The 14589-nt window shown below is 35.7% G+C and carries 10 protein-coding genes; 2 read left to right on the top strand and 8 right to left on the bottom strand.

The window, feature by feature from the left end:
- Positions 1–164 precede the first annotated feature (164 nt).
- Positions 165–3356, top strand: a complete 3192-nt coding sequence (locus AC07XN_RS18550) for a SusC/RagA family TonB-linked outer membrane protein (protein WP_494744123.1) — start codon at positions 165–167, stop codon at positions 3354–3356.
- A gap of 26 nt (positions 3357–3382) precedes the next feature.
- A complete protein-coding gene (locus AC07XN_RS18545) occupies positions 3383–4873 on the top strand; it encodes a RagB/SusD family nutrient uptake outer membrane protein (protein ID WP_494744122.1) in 1491 nt (496 codons plus the stop codon).
- 63 nt (positions 4874–4936) lie between these two features.
- On the opposite strand, the gene AC07XN_RS18540 is transcribed toward AC07XN_RS18545, so the two are convergent.
- From AC07XN_RS18540 to AC07XN_RS18505, 8 genes are all read right to left on the bottom strand, one after another.
- Positions 4937–5566, bottom strand: a complete 630-nt coding sequence (locus AC07XN_RS18540; RefSeq protein WP_494744121.1) for a DUF3137 domain-containing protein — start codon at positions 5564–5566, stop codon at positions 4937–4939.
- An 89-nt stretch (positions 5567–5655) separates the two neighbouring features.
- Complete coding sequence (locus AC07XN_RS18535; RefSeq protein WP_494744120.1) at positions 5656–6660, bottom strand: Gfo/Idh/MocA family protein; 1005 nt, start codon at positions 6658–6660, stop codon at positions 5656–5658.
- A gap of 116 nt (positions 6661–6776) precedes the next feature.
- Positions 6777–7862, bottom strand: coding sequence for an aminotransferase class V-fold PLP-dependent enzyme (locus tag AC07XN_RS18530; protein ID WP_309912305.1), 1086 nt, complete (start codon positions 7860–7862; stop codon positions 6777–6779).
- A 143-nt stretch (positions 7863–8005) separates the two neighbouring features.
- The gene (gene serA, locus AC07XN_RS18525; protein WP_494744119.1) at positions 8006–9919 is read right to left on the bottom strand and encodes a phosphoglycerate dehydrogenase; all 1914 of its coding nucleotides are present in this window, start codon (positions 9917–9919) and stop codon (positions 8006–8008) included.
- Between the two features lie 49 nt (positions 9920–9968).
- Complete coding sequence (locus tag AC07XN_RS18520; RefSeq protein ID WP_494744118.1) at positions 9969–10946, bottom strand: YheT family hydrolase; 978 nt, start codon at positions 10944–10946, stop codon at positions 9969–9971.
- A gap of 151 nt (positions 10947–11097) precedes the next feature.
- Complete coding sequence (locus AC07XN_RS18515; protein ID WP_494744117.1) at positions 11098–11502, bottom strand: hypothetical protein; 405 nt, start codon at positions 11500–11502, stop codon at positions 11098–11100.
- Between the two features lie 157 nt (positions 11503–11659).
- Positions 11660–13006, bottom strand: a complete 1347-nt coding sequence (locus AC07XN_RS18510) for a M28 family peptidase (RefSeq protein WP_494744116.1) — start codon at positions 13004–13006, stop codon at positions 11660–11662.
- A 201-nt stretch (positions 13007–13207) separates the two neighbouring features.
- Positions 13208–14344, bottom strand: a complete 1137-nt coding sequence (locus tag AC07XN_RS18505; RefSeq protein ID WP_494744115.1) for a hypothetical protein — start codon at positions 14342–14344, stop codon at positions 13208–13210.
- Between the last annotated feature and the right edge of the window lie 245 nt (positions 14345–14589).

Raw genomic sequence — 14589 nt, 5'->3', positions numbered from 1 at the left:
GGTTAAAAAAGACCATTATTATGCCTTTTTTAAGAAAAAATTAAATTTCAACCCTTATTTCTGTCTTTTGTCATATTTTCACTTGCATTTTATAATAATTTATTAATAAGTTTGTCCTTTGTTTCATCAAAATAATTTATCAACAACTAAAACACAGACAAACTATGAGTAAGTCTTTACGAAGTTTCATCGTATTGTTCATCTTCTTGTTGACTAGTGGCTACGTATATAGCCAAGAAATCAGAGTCAAAGGAGTTGTAACCTCAAAAGAAGACGGGTCTTTTCTCCCGGGAGTAAGCATTTTAGTAAAAGGAACTACAAAAGGTACAGTTACCGACAAAGAAGGTAAATTTACCATTGCTGTTCCAGGCGGTTCAGCCAAACTTTTAATCAGTTCGGTAGGTTTTGTAAAAACAGAAGTAGCTATTGAGGGCAGAAATGTTATCAATGTTAGCTTAGAGTCTGACGCTGCTCTACTAAACGAAGTTTTAGTAGTAGGTTATGGTACTGTTAACAAAACGATGCACGTTGGTTCTTCAGCTCAAATCAAAGCGGGCGACATTGAAAAAAGACCAGTTTCCAACGCTCTGAATGCCTTGATTGGTGTTGCACCAGGGGTTCAAACAACAATGGGTAGTGGTGCTCCAGGTTCTGCTCCAGCAATTCGCGTAAGAGGTTTTGGTTCTATCTCAGCCTCTAACTCAGCTCTTTATGTTGTTGATGGTGTTCCATTTGATGCTTCAACAGCAACATTAAACCCTGATGATATTGAAACAATGTCAGTATTGAAAGATGCTTCTACAACTGCTATTTATGGTTCAAGAGGTTCAAACGGGGTAATCATGATTACTACTAAAAAAGGTAAAGTAGGTCGTAGTAACTTCAGTGCAAACGTTTCTGCGGGTATTATCTCAAGAGGATTGCCAGAATATGAAACAGTGAGTGCACAACAATATTACCCGTTGATGTGGGAGGTATATCGCAACACATTAGTGTACGGTTCTGCAAAAGTCCCATTAGCTGATGCTAGTAGTATTGCTTCAGGTTTAACTACTACTTACGGTGGTAAATCATATTCAGGTATTGCTGATTTACTCGCTTATAATCCATTTAATGTTGCTAAAAATCAAATTGTTGATGTAAATGGCGTATTAAATCCTAATGCACAGTTATTATATCCAGAAGATTTAGACTGGGCTAAGGCTATTCAACAAGGAGGAAAAAGCAGACGTAACTATAACATCAACTATGATGGAGGAACTGCTAAGTCTGACTACTTCGTATCATTGGGTTATACGAAAGAAGAAGGTTATTTATTGAAATCAGATTTCGAAAGAATCACAGGTCGTGTAAGTGTAAATACAGAAGCTACTAAATGGCTTAAAACTGGATTAAACTTAAATGGTAGCTATAGCCGTTCAAATCTTGATGCAGCGGCAGATGGTGGAACAGGTTTTGTTAACCCATTCTATTATTCGCGTTTTATTGCTCCTATCTATCCTGTTTACAAACATGGAGCTGATGGTTCATATACATTAGATGCAAACGGAAACAAAATCTATGATATGGGTGATGTAAGACCTTTTTCAAGTGGTCGTCATGCTATCTGGGAAAATGAATTAAACAATCGTAACCAAATTCGTGGAACGATTGGTGCAAGAACCCATGCAACAATTACAATTCTACCAAGTTTAAAAGCAACTACTAACTTGAGCTTTGACTTACAGGATACTCATTACCGTACGTATGACAACCCTACCGTTGGTGACGGTGCTCCGGCTGGTCGTTCAAGCCATTATCTTTATCGTACAACAAGCTCTACTTGGAACCAATTGTTAGAATTTGACAAAACGTTTGGTAAACACCATGTAAACTTGCTTGGTGGTCATGAAAACTATTCATATAAATACAACTATTTATATGGTGGTAGATCAGGTATTATTGTTGATGGGATTACTGAACTTGCCAACTTTGCAACAGTACTTGGTGTGAGTTCATATGAAGATAACTATGGTATCGAAAGTTACTTTACTCGTCTTAATTATGATTTCGACGGTAAATATATCTTAAATGCTTCTTTAAGAAGAGATGGTAACTCTCGTTTTGCTAAAGATGTAAGATGGGCTAACTTCTGGTCATTAGGTGGTGCTTACAACATTGAAAAAGAAGATTTCTTCGATGTATCATGGGTTAATCAATTGAAAGTTAGGGCTTCTTACGGTGTAGTTGGTAGTGATGGTATTCTTAGTGGAGGTTCACAAAACTATTACCCTTACCAAGCTTTATATAACTTAGGTAGAAACAACAATGCTGAGCCAGGTTTTATCCAAGGTTCAATTGCTAATAATAGCCTTACTTGGGAAACTTCAAACAATTTTGACCTTGGTGTTGATTTCAGCATACTCAAAGGTAAATTATCAGGTACTGCTGAATACTTCAACCGTGAAACTTCAGGCTTGATTTTCAGTGTGCCTTTAGCGTTATCAAATGGTGGTACAACTTCTGGAGGATTTACAGTTAACCAAAACATTGGTAATCTTTACAACAGAGGTTTTGAACTACAATTGGTTGGTGATATTTATAAGAAGGGAGATTTTAGTTATTCAACAACATTGAATTTAACTACTTTCAAAAACCAAGTGACTAAAATGCCAGATAACCAAGCTTTGATTATTTCAGGTTCGAAAGCATACAGTGTTGGTCACTCTATTTATGACTTCTACATGCGTGAGTTCTACGGTGTAGATAAAGAAACAGGGACTTCTCTTTATAAAACAAATATCTTAACAACCAACGGAAAAGTAATTGGTACTGATACTGTTACTACAGTTCTTTCAGAAGCTAACTTGCGTTATACAGGATATTCTTCAATTCCTGATTTCTATGGTTCGATGTCACATAACTTATCTTACAAAAACTTCTCATTAGGTGTACAATTCACATTCCAAGTAGGTGGTAAAGTATATGACAGTGCTTATCAATCGTTAATGCATGGAGGTTCTTACGGAACAGCAATGCACGTAGATGCGTTGAATCGTTGGCAAAAATCTGGGGACAATACTTCAGTTCCTCGTTTTGATAACGGAAACATTGCCAACTTAGCAGGTACAAGCACAAGATTTTTAACAGATGCATCTTACTTACAATTAAATAATGTTACCCTAAACTATAAATTGCCTACTTCTGTATTGGCTGCAATTGGTGCAAAAGAAGCTAGTATTTATTTCGCTGGCGAAAACTTAGCACTTTTCTCAGCTAGAAAAGGTATGAACGTTTCTGGTTCTTTCAACGGAACGGTAGACAACACTTACAACTTTAATCGTGTAATGTCTATAGGAGCAAAAATCAAATTTTAATTAGGAACTGATTTAAAAAAATAAAGATGAAAAATATTATAAAAAATGGAGTATTAGGACTAATCGCATTGATGTCCTTCTCCGCTTGTGAAGATAATTATCTTGAAACAGCCCCTACAGACCAAGTTGCTACAGTAGATGCTTTTAGTACAACTAAAAATGCTTGGGCTGCATTAAACGGTATTCACCGATTAATGTATTCACAGATTTTCTCTGTACAAGCACAAGGTGGACAGTCGGGTAATATGCTGTATATTGATATTCTAGGTGAAGATCTTGTATTTCCAAACGTTTCTAACAATTGGTTGAGATCTGAATATCAGTGGATTAGTCATAGAACAGCAACAAGTTCTATTTCTTACTATAATTATACATTCTACTATATGATTATTGGTAATGCCAATATGATTATTGCGAATGTTGACAAAGCTTCAGGTTCTGACGCTGATAAAAAAGCTATCAAAGCTGAAGCATTGACATACAGAGCATGGGCGTATTTCCAAATGGTTCAATTATTTGGTGAAAGATTCGTAGCGGGTGCTGCTAACAGCGGTCTAGGTGTACCTTTAGTACTTACTCCTGGTACTACTGCAACACCACGTAGCACTGTAGCAGAAGTTTATACTCAAATAAACAAGGATATCGATGAAGCCATTACTTTATTTACAGGTTATACTCGTCTAGATAAATCTCATTTTAATGTTAATGTTGCAAAAGGAATTAAAGCTCGTATTGCTTTAACACAGCAAGATTATACGACGGCAGTTGCTATGGCTAAAGATGCAAGAGCATCGTTCACTTTGATGTCAAACACAGACTATCTAGGTGGTTTCAACAACTATTCAAATGCTGAATGGATGTGGGCATCAAGAATTGTAGCTGACCAAACGAATTATTTCTATTCGTTCTTTGCTTATATGTCTAACAACTATAGCTCAACTGCAATTAGATCAACACCAAAAGTGATGTACTCTGTATTGTATGATAAAATTTCAGCAACAGATGTAAGAAAGAAACTTTGGGATCCAACAGGAACTAATACTACAGATTTCCCATTGCCAGCATCAACTTTCCAACGTTATAAATACCACCCTAAAAAATTCAGAGTGGCTGACGTAAACTTAAGTATTGGTGACGTACCATACATGAGAGCAGCAGAAATGTATTTGATTGAAGCAGAAGCATTAGCTCGTCAAGGAAACAATGCTGGAGCTGCGGATGCTTTATACACTTTGGCTGTAAATCGTGATCCTAAATACACTAAATCTACGAAGACAGGTGCAGATTTAATTGAAGAAATCATGGTACAACGTCGTGTAGAACTTTGGGGTGAAGGTTTCCGTTTCTATGACTTAAAAAGAACTAACAGTTCTTTAAATAGAAATGGCGGTAACCACAATGCTTCGTATACAAACGGTGTAATGGATGTTCCGGCAGGAGATAAAAGATGGCAGTTCTTACTTCCTCAGGATGAAATCAACAACACTAACGGTCTTGTTGTACAAAATCCTCAGTAATTTTGAATACTCATTAAAACAAAAACAGGGTGCTCATTGGGCACCCTGTTTTGTTTTTTCTCATTACTTCAATTCTATTTCGGGGCGAGTTTCATAAGCTGAACCAATTTCACAAAGCCTATCCATGATTTCAGCAAAAAGTTTAAACATGATTTTTAGTTGTTCAATATCCTTGAGAATACCCATCACTTCTAAATAAAGCTCATCTACTCCTTTAGGGAAATGTTGTCCAAAAAATCCTTCATCATCTTTAACTGTAACTTGAAACTGCGATAAATCAGCTAAGGCTAAAAAATCATTTTTAATCTTTTCTTCTTCAAATAATGTTTTAATTTGTTCAGGTTTTTTGCTCTTTAATACAAAAGCATTATCAAAAATTCTATCTTCAAGTTCAATATCCTGCATTCCAAAGTATTTGGCAATATCTGTAAAAATTCCTTCTGGATAAATCGTAAACCTAAAGTCATCTTTGTTTACATAAGCACAACGCATTCGAGTGTAGGGAGTAGAACTATTCCCATTTGAACGATGAAAGACATCTAAGATGATTGTCCAATTTTTATGTACTAAGACAACTTTAGAATCATCTGATAACAATCCTTTTTCTAAGATAAATTTTGCATTAATTTCTTGTTCTAATTGTACCCAGACTTCTTCTTTACTAGGTCCGAAAATATTTCTTAATAATCCCATGTTAAATTTTAGTTAGCACCAATAAAAAACCTCCATGAAAATGAGCATTTTCCATGGAGGTTTTTACATAAATGTGATGAATAGTAGTATTAAGACTCCTGCGGATATTTTAATCCAATTTGACTTCTAATTTCGCACATTAACTCCATCAATTCTAAACTAAATTGTAAAGGAAGTCGGTCATTTTCTATTCTTCCTTCTGTTAAACAACGTTGTACATCAATGGCTTCATAGCTATATCCCCAGCCGTTTCTTTCTGTCGAGAATACTTGGGGTTCTTCATTAGTTATTTCCAACGTAAAGCCAAATGTCTCATGAAAACGACCCGAAATAAATATCTTGCCTTTTGTGCCATATATCGTACAAGTAGTATCCGTTTTAGCAGCCAAAGTAGAAAACAAGGAGGCTGTAGCACCATTTGGGAAAGCTAAGGCAACTGAGCAATTCATATCTACACCAGTCGGTGCAAAAGTAGCAACTGCTTTTACCTGCGAGGGTTTACCCAATAACAACTTACTAATAAACAAAGGATAAATACCAATATCGTATAAAGAACCACCTGTCAGTGCTGGGTTGAACAAACGTGCAGTTTCATCATAATTAGCTAAAAAGCCAAAGTCAGCTACAATATGTTTGATTTCGCCTATTGTACCCGCTTTAATAATGTCTTCAATTTGATTAATGGCAGGATGAAACCTAGTCCAGATAGCCTCCATCAAGAAAAGCTTTTTTTCTTGCGATTTAGCAATCATTTCCTGTACCATTTGTGTATTAATCGCAAAGGCCTTTTCGCATAATACAGGTATGCCTGCCTCTAAACAAAGTAAAGTATTGGCATGATGCTGTGCATGAGGCGTAGCAATATAAACTACATCAATCAAACCGCTTTTTAGCATTTCTTCATAACTACCAAAGGCATGAGGAGTGTTATATTTTGCACCAAAATCTTTGGCTTTTGCTAAATCACGCGACGCTACAGCATGTAAAGTAGCATTAGGAACATAAGCGACCAAATCGTCAGCAAATTTTTCGGCTATTTTTCCACAACCGATAATTCCCCAACGAAAGGTATAAGTTTGAGCGACTGAATCCATTGAATAGTAGTATTTGGGGTTTGATTGAAAATTAATATGTTATAAAAATGTCTTACTCAAAAGGAAGGTCTATAAAACGATAAAGTCTTTGAATGCATTCAAAGACTTTATCGTTTTTATACTTTAGTTTTCATGACTTCAATGAGGGCTTCTACTTGCCCAATATTCACTGCCGCAAAATTGGCAATTCTTAATTGAGAAGTTTTGAAATCGCCATAGCCAGACCCTATCACAAAATTAGCCTCCGCCTGCACTTCTTTAATGATATCAGCAGCAGACTTACCTTTTACATTTACTACGATAACCGTCTGCGAACGGTGCTCAGGATTTTTAACGAAAACTTCTAAAGATTCAGCTTTTTCTGCAAAATTATACAATAGCTTTGCTTTCTTCTCGGTCTCTTTTCTGATAGTTTCGATACCGATTTTATTCATATCTTCTGCTACTTTCCCCAACACATAAATCGCCATTACATTAGGCGTTTCAGGTGTTTCAAATTTCTCAAAATTCTTGAATAGAGAAGGCAAACTATGATAAGTACCGATTTGATTTTCATGCGTTTTCATACGGTTAGCCTTTTCAAGCATAGCAGGGTTGACAATCCAACAGCCTAAACCAGCGGGCATTCCGAATGATTTCTGTACAGAAAATAAAGCGGTATCAATAATATTAAAATCTAATTCAGGATACGGTGCCGAAGAAACCATATCTACTGCCAAAAATTTATCTTTGTTAGCACGCTTCAATTTATGAATTTCGGCTGGACGCATTTGTACTCCCGAAGCTGTTTCATTAGCAGTAGTACAGATTAATTCAGCATATTCAGGAACAGTAATTTCCGAATAATCAAACCCTTCACCAAAAGGTTTTTCATGCTTATGAGCATACTTATTTAATTCTTTCGAGAAATCGAAAAACTTCTTTGAAAACGAACCATTTACTAAATGAAAGCTTTCATGTTCAACGGTATTTTGAATAACTCTTTCCCAAATTTCGGTAGCTGAACCCGTAAAAAAGATTCCGTTTGATTCAGGAATATTCATCAAAATACGCAACTGCTCAACTGTATGCTGATAAATACTACGAAATTGAGCAGAACGATGTGAAATTGACCCTAATTGCAGGTCAAATGCATCTTTATAATGTTGTTCAACAGTAGGGAATAATTCGGCTGGGCCGGGGGTAAAGTATGTTTTTCTCATCGATGCTTTTCTACGTGATTTGCTTTGTAAAATACGAAATTATCTTTTGTTTGACCAAACCGAATTATGAGGAAGCATTAGCCTTAAGCTTTTGAATATAAAAAAGGTAGTTCTTTTAAAACCACCTTTTCGTTATAGCTTAATTAATACAACATTCTAAACTTAATCGTGTTGTCAATTCCTTTTAATTCCTCAACAATTTCGTCAGCATATTCTTTTGAAATATCTGTAATTACATAACCGATTTCGGTAGTAGTTTTCAGATATTGTCCTTGTATATTGACATTGTATTTAGCAAATATATTGTTGATTTTCGCCAAAATACCCGGTACATTCTGGTGAATATGTAACAAACGGTGTGCATTTTCTAACGCTGGTAATTGCAACTCTGGGAAATTCACTGAACCATACGTACTTCCGTTGTTCATAAATTGCAATAACTTACTCGGTACAAACTCACCGATGTTAGCTTGTGCTTCTTCTGTTGAACCTCCAACGTGTGGCGTCAGAATTACTCTTGGCAAACCACGCAATTCGTTTACAAATGCTTCGTCGTTAGTTTTTGGTTCATAAGGGAAAACGTCCACTGCTGCACCCCAAACTTTTCCAGATTTCAAGGCATTTACTAAAGCAGGTATTTCAACAACGTGTCCACGAGAAAGGTTGATGAAAATTACATTATCTTTCATCATTTCAAATTCCTTCTCTCCTATGATGTTCGCATTTGTTTTGCGTCCATCCACATGCATTGAAATAAAATCAGAAATATTTAAAAGCTCTTCTAAGGTCTTGCATTTTTTAGCATTTCCCAAAGCCAATTTATCTACGGCATCGTAGAAATATACTTGCATACCCATTGCTTCTGCAATAACAGAAAGCTGTGTACCGATACTTCCGTAACCTACTAAGCCTAATTTCTTGCCTCTTATTTCATAAGAGTTTTTAGCTGATTTATCCCAAATGCCTTCGTGCATTTTGTTTGATTTTGTCAATAAATCACGCGTAAGGATAATCATTTCGCCAATAGCCATTTCTACTACCGAACGAGTATTTGAGTAGGGAGCATTGAATACTGCAATACCACGGCGTTCGCATTCGTCCAAATTGATTTGGTTTGTTCCGATACAGAAAGCACCAACTGTCATCAAACGGCTCGCATTAGGGTGTTCTAAGACTCTTTTTGTCAAGTTAGTTTTAGAACGTAAGCCTAAAATAGAAACACCTTTAATTTTCTCGATTAATTCATCTTCATCTAAAGCCCCTTTCAATAATTCTACTTGAAACCCTTCAATTTTAAAAGCCTCAACAGCCTTCGGGTGTACATTTTCTAGCAAAAGTACTTTGATTTTAGATTTTGGATAAGATTGTGAGCGCGTAAGACCGTTGATATATAAAAACTCATCAAAAGACGCCACTACTTCATCTGCTTTATCAGTTACTTTTTGACGTTCTACGTTTTCTGTAAAAGCGAAAAATTTAGAGGCAAAACCAGCTTCACGCATTTCGTAGTCTGTATAACCATCTCCGATTGCATAAATCTCTCCTTCTAATTTCAAGTCTTCCAACAACTTTACTTTACCTTTATCTTGTGATAAAAAGTTCGTAGCATCATAACCAGTGATATTTCCATCAGCATCATAAGTGAAGGTATTAGCATATACATTCTCCGCTAAAATACCTACTTGAGTAGCTACTGGAACGATAAAATCCTTAAATCCTGAAGAAACTATATAAATATTAGCAGCGTTTTCACGAATAAAAGTTTCATTTCTAAGAAATGAATCAGAGATTTTTCCTTTCAAAAACTCAATTAAAGTAGCCACGTGGTCACTGTTTGCAGGCAAAAGGTTTATTCTCGCTTTAAGCGAATCGGCAAAACCGATTTCTCCAAGCATACCTTTATCAGTAATGGCTTTGATTTCTCCTACAATTTTATCTTGGTCTTTATGACCAGTCAAAGCAATTGCAGCTAATTCATCTAATCCTTCAACTTTTGTGAAGGTACTGTCAAAATCAATGACGTAATTTATTTTTTGTTCGACTGTTTTGGTAATCATATTGTCCTTAACTACCGATTTTGGGCAGTTTATCTTGATTGTTTTAAATCTAATTATTACTTATCCACTCTAAAGCTCTTTTTTCTGACCATAAGGTTCCTTGATAATTATCTTGATAAAATCCACAATGCCCTCCGTCTTTAGGGGCTTGGAAAAATACTTGTTCTAAAGAATTAGCCTTTTCAAAAGGGAAACATGCCTTTGATAAAAAAGGGTCATTCTGAGCATTAATAATTAATGTTGGAATCTGGATTTTGTCCAAGAAGTACAAGGAACTATTACGCTCGTAATAGTCTTCTGCGTCTTGGAAACCATGTAGTTGTGAAGTGTAACAATCATCGAAATCTTTTAAAGTTTTGATTTTCGAGATGTTTGAAGTTTGTATTTGATCTGGAAAAAGTTTTGCCTTTTCCAAGATTTTCTTTTTCAAGGAATCATTAAATCGTTTGGTATAAAGCCACCCGATTGTCTGACTACTGCTTGAGAGGTGCAAAGGTACAGAAAATGTAACTGCTTTTTTGATTTTTGAAGACAGTTTTTCTGATTGTTCGCCTAAATATTTTAACGTGAGATTCCCCCCTAAACTAAATCCTATTAAATAAACCTCTTCGTAACCTTTCTGAATAGCACATTTTATCACTAAATCAAGGTCATCGGTAGCACCACTGTGATAAAACCGAGTAGTTTTATTGAGCTCGCCCGAGCAACTTCTGAAATTCCATGCCAAACAATCAAATCCATTTTGTGTAAAGATTTGCACCATTCCTGTAATGTATTGCCTGCTAGAATCGCCTTCTAAACCATGCGATAGCACAACAAGTTTTTTACTAGCCTTGTCTGTTGTAGCATTTTTCAGATGAGCTTTCGCCCAATCTAAATCCAAGAAATCGTTGTCGGGAGTAATAATTCTTTCACGCAGATAGTTTACAGTTTTAATTTTACGAAAAACTGAAGGAAAAATAGTCTGTGAGTGACCATTAGGTAGCCAAAAAGGAGCTTGATAATCAGCGTGTTTAATGATTGGCATAAATTTTAAAATTATCCCTTGAAATTACATTGAATCTTTGATAGGTTTAATAATTATCCTAAAAATCAATGTTTTTTCATGGAATAATTAAATAATGAGCAATAAAACCATTGCTCACTATCTATTTAGCATGATTAATACGCTTAATCAATCATTCTTTTTTAGTCTTTAATTCATTGTAGCCACGCTTGTCGCTTACATTATTCTTTTCTGAATGTTCGATACTTTGTTTCTTAACTTCCTCAGAACTAGGTTTTTCATCATCATTAGCAACAGGTTGTTGAATAACGGTTGGCTTTTGCGTTTGTGGCCTAGCTTCATTTGGATTACTCAAAGGCTTTTGATTACCCGTTTCTATGGTCGTAGTTCTGGGTATAGCCTTAGGCACAGCATATATCTGAGGGGAATTGGCATGGCGCACGGCTTCGCCCAGAGGGCCATCCCATGTTTTTTCTTCTTCCTCAACAATTACTTTATTGGGCGTTTCTCCTCCATTTTTTTCAACTTTTGAAAGAGCCTCCTTTTTCTTTGTACTGTGTTTTTGTTGATTTTCCATAAGTTCCATTATTTTATATAGTTATAGTTTAATAAAAAACTATTCCATATAATTTTGGAGTACTGAAAAAGTTCAAAAACGAGCTAATTTGAGGTATCCTCTGACACTGAGGAATGAATTACCCATCTTCAACCGTCAGATAGCCAATCAATAAAACCTACATGCCCACTTTCGGTAAAAGTGGTAAGCTTTCGTTCCCATCCTCTCCTACTGCTTGTACAGCAAAGAAATAATGGTCTTTAGAATAAGGTAAGTTGATACCATTCTTAGTAGTAAATATTTTCTTTTGCCAGAAGGGTTGATAAGTTTCCCGTATCAACACATAATAACCTTTTACTTTTCCTGTTTTGGGCGTCTGCCAAAACAGCGTCGTTGAATTAGTCAAGTTTTTAGTATCTATCGTCAAGTTTTGAACCATTGCTGGTGCTTTGGCTAAATTCGAAAGCGTAGCCAGATTCATCGCTGTGTTTTTCCTGAGGTATTCAAAATCCATGAACTCAGGTAAATCTCCATATTGAATACCTTTGTCCGTTCTTAAATCTTGGTGTTGGTGTTCAAAATTTTCATTCATCTCCGTTACTCTTACCGCAGGGAAACCACGGTTAACAAAGGGAGTATGGTCTCCTCCGCGTAAAAATCTATCATTACGATATACCATTACTACCTCTAAATTATCCACATAACGTTCCCCAATTTCTTTGGCATAACGAGCCAACTGTCTGGCTTTCCCGTCGTTTTCTTGCCCCATATTACGGATGCTTGTTGCTTTTTTATCTATTTCAAAAGCAGGTAACCCTTCGCTAAAAATCCTTACACGGGTATTATCTATAATTCTGGTATCGCTACTGTTGTTTGACCCTACAATATCATTGTTCATAATGCCTTCGATATTCCATTTTTCATCAAAGGCTTTTTGTGATAAATAGTCCGCTCCTAAAAGCCCTTGTTCTTCCCCACTTACTACCAGAAAAATTATCGTTGCAGAGAATTTAGCTTTAGACATCACCCTTGCTAATTCTATTACTGTCGCTGTTCCTGAACCATCATCATTTGCCCCAGGTGCGTCTGATTCACGATTCATCACATTGGATACCCTACTATCAATGTGTCCAGAAACTAAAAAGATACGGTCATCATTCGGGTCGGTTCCTTTTAATATTCCCATTACATTGCCCATGTCTTGGTCTTTATCTACTCGTTTCCCATCTGGTTTCAACACCCATGAATCTATTTTGGCTGTCATTCTACCTTCAGATTGCTTAGCAAATTCTTGAAAACGACTTAACACCCAGTTTCTAGCAGCACCAATACCCCTTTTAGGCTCGGTAGTAGTGCTTAGCGTATGGCGTGTGCCAAAGCTTACCAACTTATTAATATGGGCTTTTAAGCTATCGGCATTTACTTCTGAAACCATTTGTTCAATCACGGGGTCGCGCTGAACAATTTTCTGAGCCGAAACTTGAAAACCGAGCAATGTCAATACGATAAAGGTAGTTTTTTTCATATTAGATGAAATTTGATTTTAGTATTTGATGAAAATTGAAGTTACAAATTATGCCTGATAAATTTCAGTCGCCCTAAGAGTTTTCGCTAAGATTGTATCTTGTGGGGCTTAAATTCAGTTTTGTAGGGATTTCAATACTCAATAGGCTAAAAACAAAGAAGCCCTCGTTTATCACGAAGGCTTCCTAAAGCGTTATTACAATTAGTAATTATACACCGTTTTTATTTTGAACAAATGATTATTGCTTGTGTATGTTTTGAAGCTTTTTTCAAATTCAGTAGGGTATCCATTGGCATCGTACTTGTATTCAAACTTATAGGGAATATTTGAAGGAATACTACCCGAAAATGCTTTGTCTAATTTGATGTTATTATTCTTTGAAAGGTTTGTCAAAAACAAGCTATACAAATTCATTTGAGCATAAGGGTTAATATTTGAATCATACTCATATTTGCCACTTTCGCTACCGCCAGTACTACCGTTGGCGATATCTTCAACGATGTTTCCGTTTTTATACTTTATCGCATAGCTCATTTTAGCACCATTATCAAAAGCATATTCAGCTGTTATATTTTCAATACCATTTGATAAGTTGTATTTGAAATTAGCAATTACCGTTTGGTCGTATTTCTTTTCATTGATGGTAGCAACCTTGCCATTGGCATTATAAGTCAATATTGAAGAGCCAAACGCTTTATTATCAGCTTCAAAATATTCTACTTTAGTCAATAAGCCTTTATCATCATACGTATAAACGGTTTTGTAGGTCATTACCAAAACAGATGTTGAAGCATCAGCGAGATAATAATCTATTTGTTTCAATAAGCCTGATGCATAATACGAATAATTAGTTTTTGAATAAGGTTTCACTACACCACCTACTTCTATAGTGGCCTCTTCAGAATTTAATTGCTTTTTGGTAGTTTTGCCTCCAAAACTAATTACATCTCCTTCTTTGAGTTGCTCTTTAGTAAAAGTCAATTCATTACTAATACCCCATTTCAAAAATTTGAACCTGAATTTCTGATGGGCCTTTGTTAAATACACTTTACTTTTACCTGCTCCGATTTCTACTTGTTTTTCATAAGCTACGTTGTTTTTATCCCAAGAGGTAACAATGATGTTGGCTGATGTACTATCATAGGCAATAGAACCAACTTCCATTTTAGCACTGATATTTACTGAGAAAAGGCTATCGGAAGGAGTAGTTGAGTTTGGAACAGTAGGCTTAGTGCTGTCGTCTGGTCTTGAGACAATTTCTAATTCGTTTTGTTGGCAGGAACTAAAAATTAAGGTAAAGGCAAACATTGCCACTGATAAAAAAGAATACTTTTTCATGATAATTTGAATGATAAGATTAAGAGGATAAACATTATTGTAATCCGACAAAAATAAAAACACTTCTACTTCCATCATCATTTTTTTTGATGATGTAGCGGTATTTTATCTATAGACGGTAATTCAAAAGAGAAGGTTGGAAAAGAAGTTTATTTTTTTTTAAATATTGAAGCTGTTTAAACTTTCCCTTTCGGGTTAAACTAAGTCTTTTAGAATAGCTTGTTCCAAAATTTACTCAACGTAGC

The sequence above is a fragment of the Arcicella sp. GW458-12-2-14-TSB2 genome (assembly GCF_059423785.1).
The sequence above is the reverse complement of the archived record's forward strand: the minus strand, read 5'-3'. Positions and strand labels throughout refer to the sequence as shown.

Excerpts from the sequence above, each read along its gene's own strand:
- AC07XN_RS18550 (WP_494744123.1), top strand. The coding sequence starts at position 165 with ATGAGTAAGTCTTTACGAAGTTTCATCGTATTGTTCATCTTCTTGTTG.
- AC07XN_RS18545 (WP_494744122.1), top strand. The coding sequence starts at position 3,383 with ATGAAAAATATTATAAAAAATGGAGTATTAGGACTAATCGCATTGATG.
- AC07XN_RS18540 (WP_494744121.1), bottom strand. The coding sequence starts at position 5,566 with ATGGGATTATTAAGAAATATTTTCGGACCTAGTAAAGAAGAAGTCTGG.
- AC07XN_RS18535 (WP_494744120.1), bottom strand. The coding sequence starts at position 6,660 with ATGGATTCAGTCGCTCAAACTTATACCTTTCGTTGGGGAATTATCGGT.
- AC07XN_RS18530 (WP_309912305.1), bottom strand. The coding sequence starts at position 7,862 with ATGAGAAAAACATACTTTACCCCCGGCCCAGCCGAATTATTCCCTACT.
- serA (WP_494744119.1), bottom strand. The coding sequence starts at position 9,919 with ATGATTACCAAAACAGTCGAACAAAAAATAAATTACGTCATTGATTTT.
- AC07XN_RS18520 (WP_494744118.1), bottom strand. The coding sequence starts at position 10,946 with ATGCCAATCATTAAACACGCTGATTATCAAGCTCCTTTTTGGCTACCT.
- AC07XN_RS18515 (WP_494744117.1), bottom strand. The coding sequence starts at position 11,502 with ATGGAAAATCAACAAAAACACAGTACAAAGAAAAAGGAGGCTCTTTCA.
- AC07XN_RS18510 (WP_494744116.1), bottom strand. The coding sequence starts at position 13,006 with ATGAAAAAAACTACCTTTATCGTATTGACATTGCTCGGTTTTCAAGTT.
- AC07XN_RS18505 (WP_494744115.1), bottom strand. The coding sequence starts at position 14,344 with ATGAAAAAGTATTCTTTTTTATCAGTGGCAATGTTTGCCTTTACCTTA.